The organism is Xanthomonas sp. SHU 199 (assembly GCF_000364665.1).
In the GTDB taxonomy this organism is placed as follows: Bacteria; Pseudomonadota; Gammaproteobacteria; order Xanthomonadales; family Xanthomonadaceae; genus Xanthomonas_A; species Xanthomonas_A sontii.
Genome location: NZ_AQOI01000219.1, coordinates 1 through 6682, shown reverse-complemented (window position 1 = coordinate 6682; position 6682 = coordinate 1). Strand labels below are relative to the sequence as shown.

Here is a 6682-nt window from a genome sequence, read left to right as displayed (position 1 = left end):
GCGCGCGGCGCCGCTGGCAATGGGACAGGGGCGGCGGCGGAAGGTTCCCGGCCGGGACCGCGCGGCGTCACACTCCGCGGCAGTCGCCCGAGGCACGACCGAAGCCGGGCGTTCGGCGCCACATGCGCCATGGCGCCCCGCGCGGACGCAGCAGGCAAGGCCGCTGCCGTCCATGGCGTCGCATTGCCGGCTCCGGAGAGACCGGCCCGGCCATCCATGGCCGGGCGTTCGGCCATGCGCCAACCTGCGGTTCGCAAGCGCATGGCCTCCTTCGATTCATTGATCCGCTGCGCCAGACGCACGCGCTGCCATCCGTGGCGCAGCACGACGAGCGCCGGAACCACCGGCCCGGCCATCCCTGGCCGGGCGTTCGGCGCCCCATGCGCCATGGCGCATAAGCGTGGCGCCTCACCCAATCGCATTGGTGAGGTCGTAGAGGGGGACGAGGACGGAGATGATCACCAGGCCGACCACCGAGGCCAGGACCAGGGTGATCGCAGGCACCATCGCCGCCAGCAGGCGGTCGATGGCCTGGGCGGTTTCCTGCTCGAAGGTGTCGGCGGTCTTCAGCAGCATGATGTCGAGCGCGCCCGATTCCTCGCCGACCTGGATCATCTGCAGCGCCAGGCGCGGGAAGCGCTTGCCCTTGGACAGCGACGCCGACAACCCATGGCCGTTCTTGACGTCGTCGGCGGCGGCGCCGACGTCGGCGGTCAGCGCCAGGTTCGACAGCACGTTGCGGGAGATGCCCAGCGCCGCCAGCAACGGCACGCCGTTGCGCAGCAACGTGCCGAGGGTGCGGGTCAGGCGTGCGGTCTCCAGCCGCGAAATCAGCACACCGACGAAGCGCTGGCGCAGCAGCCAGGCGTCGAAGCTGGCACGGAATGCGGGGTCGCGGCGCTTGCGGTCCACCGCCAGGATGGTCACGCCCGGCACCACCAGCAGCACGATCCACCAGTCGCGCACGAACAGGCCCACGCTCAGCACCGCCTGGGTGAACCACGGCAGGGCCACGTCCAGGCTCTCGTACATCTGTGCGAACTGCGGCACCACGTAGCCAAGCAGGAACAGCAGCGCGCAGCCGACCACGCTGACCAGGATCGCCGGATAGATCAGCGCGTTGATCACCCGCCCGCGCAGTTCGCGGCTGCGCTCCAGGTACTCGGCCAGGCGCTGCAGGGTGTCGTGCAGGCTGCCGCCGGCCTCGCCGGCGCGCACCATGTTGATGTACAGGCGCGAGAACAGCCCGTGCTGGCGCTCCAGCGCGGTGGACAGCGGCGCGCCGCCGCGCACCGCGTCGCGGATGTCACCGACGGTGCGCTTGGAACGTTCGTCCTCGGGCAGCTCGAGCAGGATCGACAGCGCGCGATCCAGCGGCTGGCCGGCGCCGAGCAGCGTCGCCAACTGCTGGGTGAACTGCACCAGCGCCGCGCCGTCGAACGGCTTGGGCCGGAACAGCCCGCGCAGCGAGGTGCCGCCGCCCTCGGCGGCGAGCCGGGCCTGCATCGGCATATGCCCCTGCTCCTGCAGGCGCAGCGCCACCTCCGCCTCGCTGGCGGCTTCCATCTGCCCTTCCAGGACCTCGCCGTGCGAGTCCAGGGCCTTGTAGCGATAGAGCGGCATCAGGGCTGGAGCTGGGACTGGAGAATGGGGAATCGGGAATGGGAGAGCGTATCGCGCGCGGCCCGTGCCTTTTCGAACACGGGATGCCCGCGCCTGGCGCAGCGACACGTCGTCATCGCCGGAGCGCACGCCGCGCGCATCAGGTTTCCTCCGTCACGCGCAGCACTTCCTCGATCGTGGTCTGGCCGCTGAGCGCCTTGGCCAAGCCGTCCTCGTACATGGTGCGCATGCCGGCCTCACGCGCCAGTTGCTCGATCTCGCCCATGCCGGCGTGGCGCATCACCGCGCGCCGCAGCACGTCGTTCATCACCAGGAATTCCATGATGGTGGTGCGGCCCACGTAGCCGGTCGGCGCGATCGCCGAGGGCCGCGGGCGGTACAGGAAGATCTCGCCTTCCGGCTGCAGCCGGCGCAGTTCGAACTTCTCGATCTCCTCTGGCGAGGCCGCGTAGCGCTCGGCATGGGTCGGCTCCAGCCGCCGCACCAGGCGCTGGGCGAGGATGCCGTTGATGGTGGAGGTCAGCAGGTAGTCCTCCACGCCCATGTCGAGCAGGCGGGTGATGCCGCCGGCGGCGTTGTTGGTGTGCAGGGTCGACAGCACCAGGTGGCCGGTCAGCGCGGACTGGATCGCGATGCGCGCCGTCTCCAGGTCGCGCATTTCGCCGATCATGATGATGTCCGGATCCTGGCGCACGATGCTGCGCAGCGCATGCGAGAAGTCCAGACCGATCTGCGGCTTGGCCTGGATCTGGTTGATGCCCTCGATCTGGTACTCGACCGGATCCTCGACGGTGATGATCTTGACGTCGGCGGTGTTGAGCTGGCTCAGCGCGGTGTACAGCGTGGTGGTCTTGCCCGAGCCGGTAGGGCCGGTGACCAGCAGGATGCCGTGCGGCTGCTCCAGCACCTTGCGGAACTGCGGCAGGAACGCGTCGGTGAAGCCGAGCCGGTGGAAGTCGAACACCACGGTTTCGCGGTCGAGCAGGCGCATCACCACGCTCTCGCCGTGCGCGGTGGGCACGGTGCTCACGCGCAGGTCCAGTTCCTTGCCCTGCACCCGCAGCATGATGCGGCCGTCCTGCGGCAGGCGGCGCTCGGCGATGTTGAGCTTGGCCATGATCTTGACGCGGCTGATCACCGCCGCGGTCAGGTTGGCCGGCGGGCTCTCGCCGTCGATCAGCACGCCGTCGACGCGGTAGCGCACCTTCAGCCGGCTCTCGAACGGTTCGATGTGGATGTCCGAGGCGCGCAGTTCCACCGCGCGCTGGATCACCAGGTTGACCAGGCGGATCACCGGCGCCTCGGACGCCAGGTCGCGCAGGTGCTCGATATCGTCGGCGGCGACGCTGTCACCGTCGGCGGTTTCCACGATCGCGCCCATCGCGCTGCGACCCTGGCCGAACCAGCGCTCGATCAGGTCGTCGATCTCCGAGCGCAGGCCGACCCGCGGCAGCACCTGCAGGCCGGTGGCCAGGCGCACCGCGTCGGCGGCATAGGCGTCGTGCGGATCGGCCATCCACAGCTCCAGCACGCCGTCGCGCTCGCCCAGCGGACACACATGGAACTGCTTGAGGAAGCGCAGCGACAGCGGCTGCGCCTCGGGCAGGCTCTCCGGCGCGGTGGCCGGCAGCTGCTTGGCGTCGAGCAGGGGCAGGCCCAGGACTTCGGCGCTGAGCTCGGCATGATCGCGCTCGGAGACCAGGCCCAGGCGCGCCAGCAGCGCCAGCAGGCTGCCGCCGGATTCGCGCTGCAATTGCCGCGCGCGCGCCAGGTCGCCGTCCTTGAGCCGGCCCTTGGCCAGCAACGCCGCGATGATGCGGGTTTCGGGCGTCTCCACGGCGACGGCAGTGTCCTTCACGAGCGCATTCACGCGATCCCTCCCAGATGACCGTGCGACTTTAGCAGTTCGGCATGACCCGACGCCGAATCCGGCGCACTCCCCCGCCGCTGTCTACCGGGCGGCCAGCGAACCGGCACCGGCAGGTCCGTCGCGGTCATCGGCCTGACATCCTGGCAGGACATGCTGGGCAGTCGCGTTGCGCGCTGCAGCGGTCGCGGAGTGGGCCGACACGGCGCTGCCCGCAGATGCAGGAAACCCGGCCGGAGCCGGGTTTCCTGGAACCGCATGGCGCTTCCCTGCGCCGCGTACGCTTACTGGCGCGCGACCAGGCTGACGCCGTTGTAGGTGCTCTCGCCGACCAGCTTGATGTAGTAGGTGCCGGCCTGCGGCGCGGTGAAGCGCACCGTCTCGTTGTTGCCCGGACGGGTCGACTTGGCGTCGGCGTTGCCGGTGCCCGGCTCCTTGCCGAAGCTCACATACAGCGACACATTGCCGCTGCCGCCGTAGGTGAGGAAGCTCAGCACCGCACCGGCCTTGGCCTCGAAGCTGTACAGCGCTTCGTTGCCCGCGGCACCGGCCAGGCCCGCCACCGCCACCTTGTTGGTCAGCGCGGTCGCCGGCGGCGCGCACTGCTCGGTGGCCGGATCGCACGGCTCTTCCAGCGCCTTGGCCAGGGCGGCCTTGGCGTCGACGATGCCGGTGCCGATCGGGGTGCTGGACGGGATCGACACCGGGAACGGACGCGCGGTCTGCTTGAGCAGGGTCTCCAGCGCGGCCGGGGTCAGCGGCGCCTTGCCCGCGGCGATCAGCGCGCTCTGCACCAGCGCGGCCACCGCGGCTACGTGCGGCGAGGCCATCGAGGTGCCGCCCAGGCCCATGTAGGTGTAGTTGCCGGAGGTCGGCGTGGTCGCGCCGCTGTAGCCGTTCTGCCAGATGTAGCCGCCCGGGTTGCCGTCGACGCTGCCGCCGCCGCCCGGACCGGACAGGTCCACCTTGGCGCCGAAGTTGGAGTAGTAGGTGATGCCGCCGGTGATGCGGGTGGCGCCGACCGCGATCACGTTGTCGCAGCTGGCCGGGCTGAAGTTGGCGGCATTGGCGGTGTTGTTGCCGGCGGCCACCACCACCGTGGTGCCGCGCGACACCGCACCGTTGATCGCGTCCTGGGTGGCGCTGTCGCAGGCGCCGCCGCCGCCCAGGCTCATGTTGATGATCTCGGCCGGGTTCTGGTTGGCGGGCACGCCGGACACGGTGCCGCCCGAGGCCCAGACGATGGCGTCGGCGATGTCGGAAGTGTAGCCGCCGCACTTGCCGAGCACGCGCACCGGCAGCACGGTGGCGTTGGGCGCCACGCCGGCCATGCCGATGCCGTTGTTGGTCGCTTCGGCGACGGTGCCGGCGACATGGCTGCCGTGCCAGGAGCTGTCCTCGGCCACCGAGCCGGCGTAGCACTCGTTGTCGTTCTCGACCCAGTCGCCGTAGTCCAGCGCGCCCGGCACGCGGGCGTCGGTCGGACGCCGCGAGACCTCCTTGTCGGAGATGAAGTCGTAGCCCTGCAGCAGGTTCACCGCCACGTCCGGGTGATTCGGCAGGATGCCGGTATCGAGCACCGCGACGACGACACCGTCGCCCTTGGACACGTCCCACGCGGCCGGCAGGTTGATGCCGCCGGTGGCGTTGCTGTAGTGCCACTGGTACTGCGCGTACAGCGGATCGTTGGGCACCAACTGCGGCTGCACCTGCGTCTTGGCCCGCAGCACGTCGACCGGCCGCAGCTTGGCGTCGACCTGCGCGTACTTCACCGTCGGGTCGGCGGCGATCTCCGCCACCACCTTGTCCAGGTCGGCCTTGCTCAGCTTGCCGGTCAGGCGGATCAGGTCCGCGCCGATGCCCAGGGTCCGCACATACTCGGCGCGCACGCTGGCCGCCGCCGCGCGCGAAATGCCGTTGCTGCCGCCGAGGCTGGCACGGCCCACCGCCGACTGCACCGTCGACAGCTTGGCGCTGCGGTCGCTGGCCGCGGCGGTGCCGGCGTTGTAGCGCACCAGGATGCGGTTGGAGGTCACCGCATCGGCCGGCGCGGACCTGCCCGGTTCCTTGACCGGCAGCGGCGCCGAGGCGCTGGCCGCGATCGCGCTCGAGGCTCCCAGCGACATCGCCAGCATGGCGGCGGCGATGGCATTGATACGAAGGTTTTGCTTGTCGATCACGTTGACGTCCTCTTCAAAGTTTCGTGGATCAGGCGACAGTTGCGGCCGTAAAACTCCCTCTACCGAATCCGTTGGCCGGCCCAGCCAAGGTCCTGTGGTCTGCCCCCTCAGGCCATTGCGTGGCGGACGGCGGCACGCGCCGCCGTCCGCGATGGATCACCAGCCGAAACCGGCACCGATGCCGATGGAGCTGTCGTCGCTGCTGAAGGCACCGCCGATGGTCACCGTGGCGCGGTCGCTGAAGGCGCGCTGGTAGCCCACCGACAGCGCCGACTCGCCGTTCTGGAAGCCGATGCCGGCACCGACCCGGTTCTGGGTGCGGATGCCGGCGGCGCTGGTGGCCATGTTGAGCATGGCCGCGCTCATCGCGCCCTGGCGGTCGATGCGGCGGTCCTGGTCGCGCAACCGCGCATCGACGTCGCCGCGCAGCACCTCGAAGCTGTCGGCCATGGTGCCGAAGCGCGCATCGGTGTACGACTTGGCCGTAGCCACGCCGTTGTCGAGCTGGCTCTTGTTGACCGCATCGGTGGCCTGGGTGCCGGCGGCGACGTTGGCGAGCTGGCGTTCGTTGCCGGCGCTGCCGATGGAGACCGTCTGCGCACGATCGGCCACCGAACCCTGCCCCAGGGCGACCGCCCCCTGCGCGGTGGCGCTGGCGCCCTGGCCAAGGGCGGTGCCCGAGGCCCCGCTGACGCTGGCGCCCTCGCCCATCGCCACCGCGTTGGTCGCCACCGCCGCGATGTGGCTGTTGGCGCCCACCGCGGTGCTGCCGTCGGCATTGACCTTGGCGTTGCTGCCGATCGCGGTGTCGTTGGGGCCGTGCGCGTAGGCGCTGCCACCGATGGCGGTGCCGGTGACGTCGTTGGCGCGCGCGGCGGTCCCCACCGCCGTGGCGCTGGAGGCGACCGCCGTGCTTTCGCCGACCTGCGCGGTGCCGATGCTGCCGGACACCGGCGTCGCCGCCGCGGTAGTTGCAGCGGTCGCGGCCGACGCCGCAGGCGCCGCCTCGGTG

Annotated in this window: 4 protein-coding genes; all 4 read right to left on the bottom strand. The window is 70.6% G+C overall.

Going from position 1 to position 6682, the window contains the following annotated elements:
- Positions 1–408: 408 nt before the first annotated feature.
- Positions 409–1623, bottom strand: a complete 1215-nt coding sequence (gene xpsF, locus D183_RS0108865; protein WP_017908693.1) for a type II secretion system protein XpsF — start codon at positions 1621–1623, stop codon at positions 409–411.
- 139 nt (positions 1624–1762) lie between these two features.
- A complete protein-coding gene (gene gspE, locus D183_RS0108860) occupies positions 1763–3493 on the bottom strand; it encodes a type II secretion system ATPase GspE (protein WP_017908692.1) in 1731 nt (576 codons plus the stop codon).
- Positions 3494–3774: 281 nt separating this feature from the next.
- Positions 3775–5670, bottom strand: coding sequence for a S8 family peptidase (locus D183_RS0108855; protein ID WP_017908691.1), 1896 nt, complete (start codon positions 5668–5670; stop codon positions 3775–3777).
- A 156-nt stretch (positions 5671–5826) separates the two neighbouring features.
- Positions 5827–6682, bottom strand: an 856-nt coding sequence (locus D183_RS24335) for a YadA family autotransporter adhesin (protein WP_039726687.1), incomplete at its 5' end; no start/stop codon positions are given.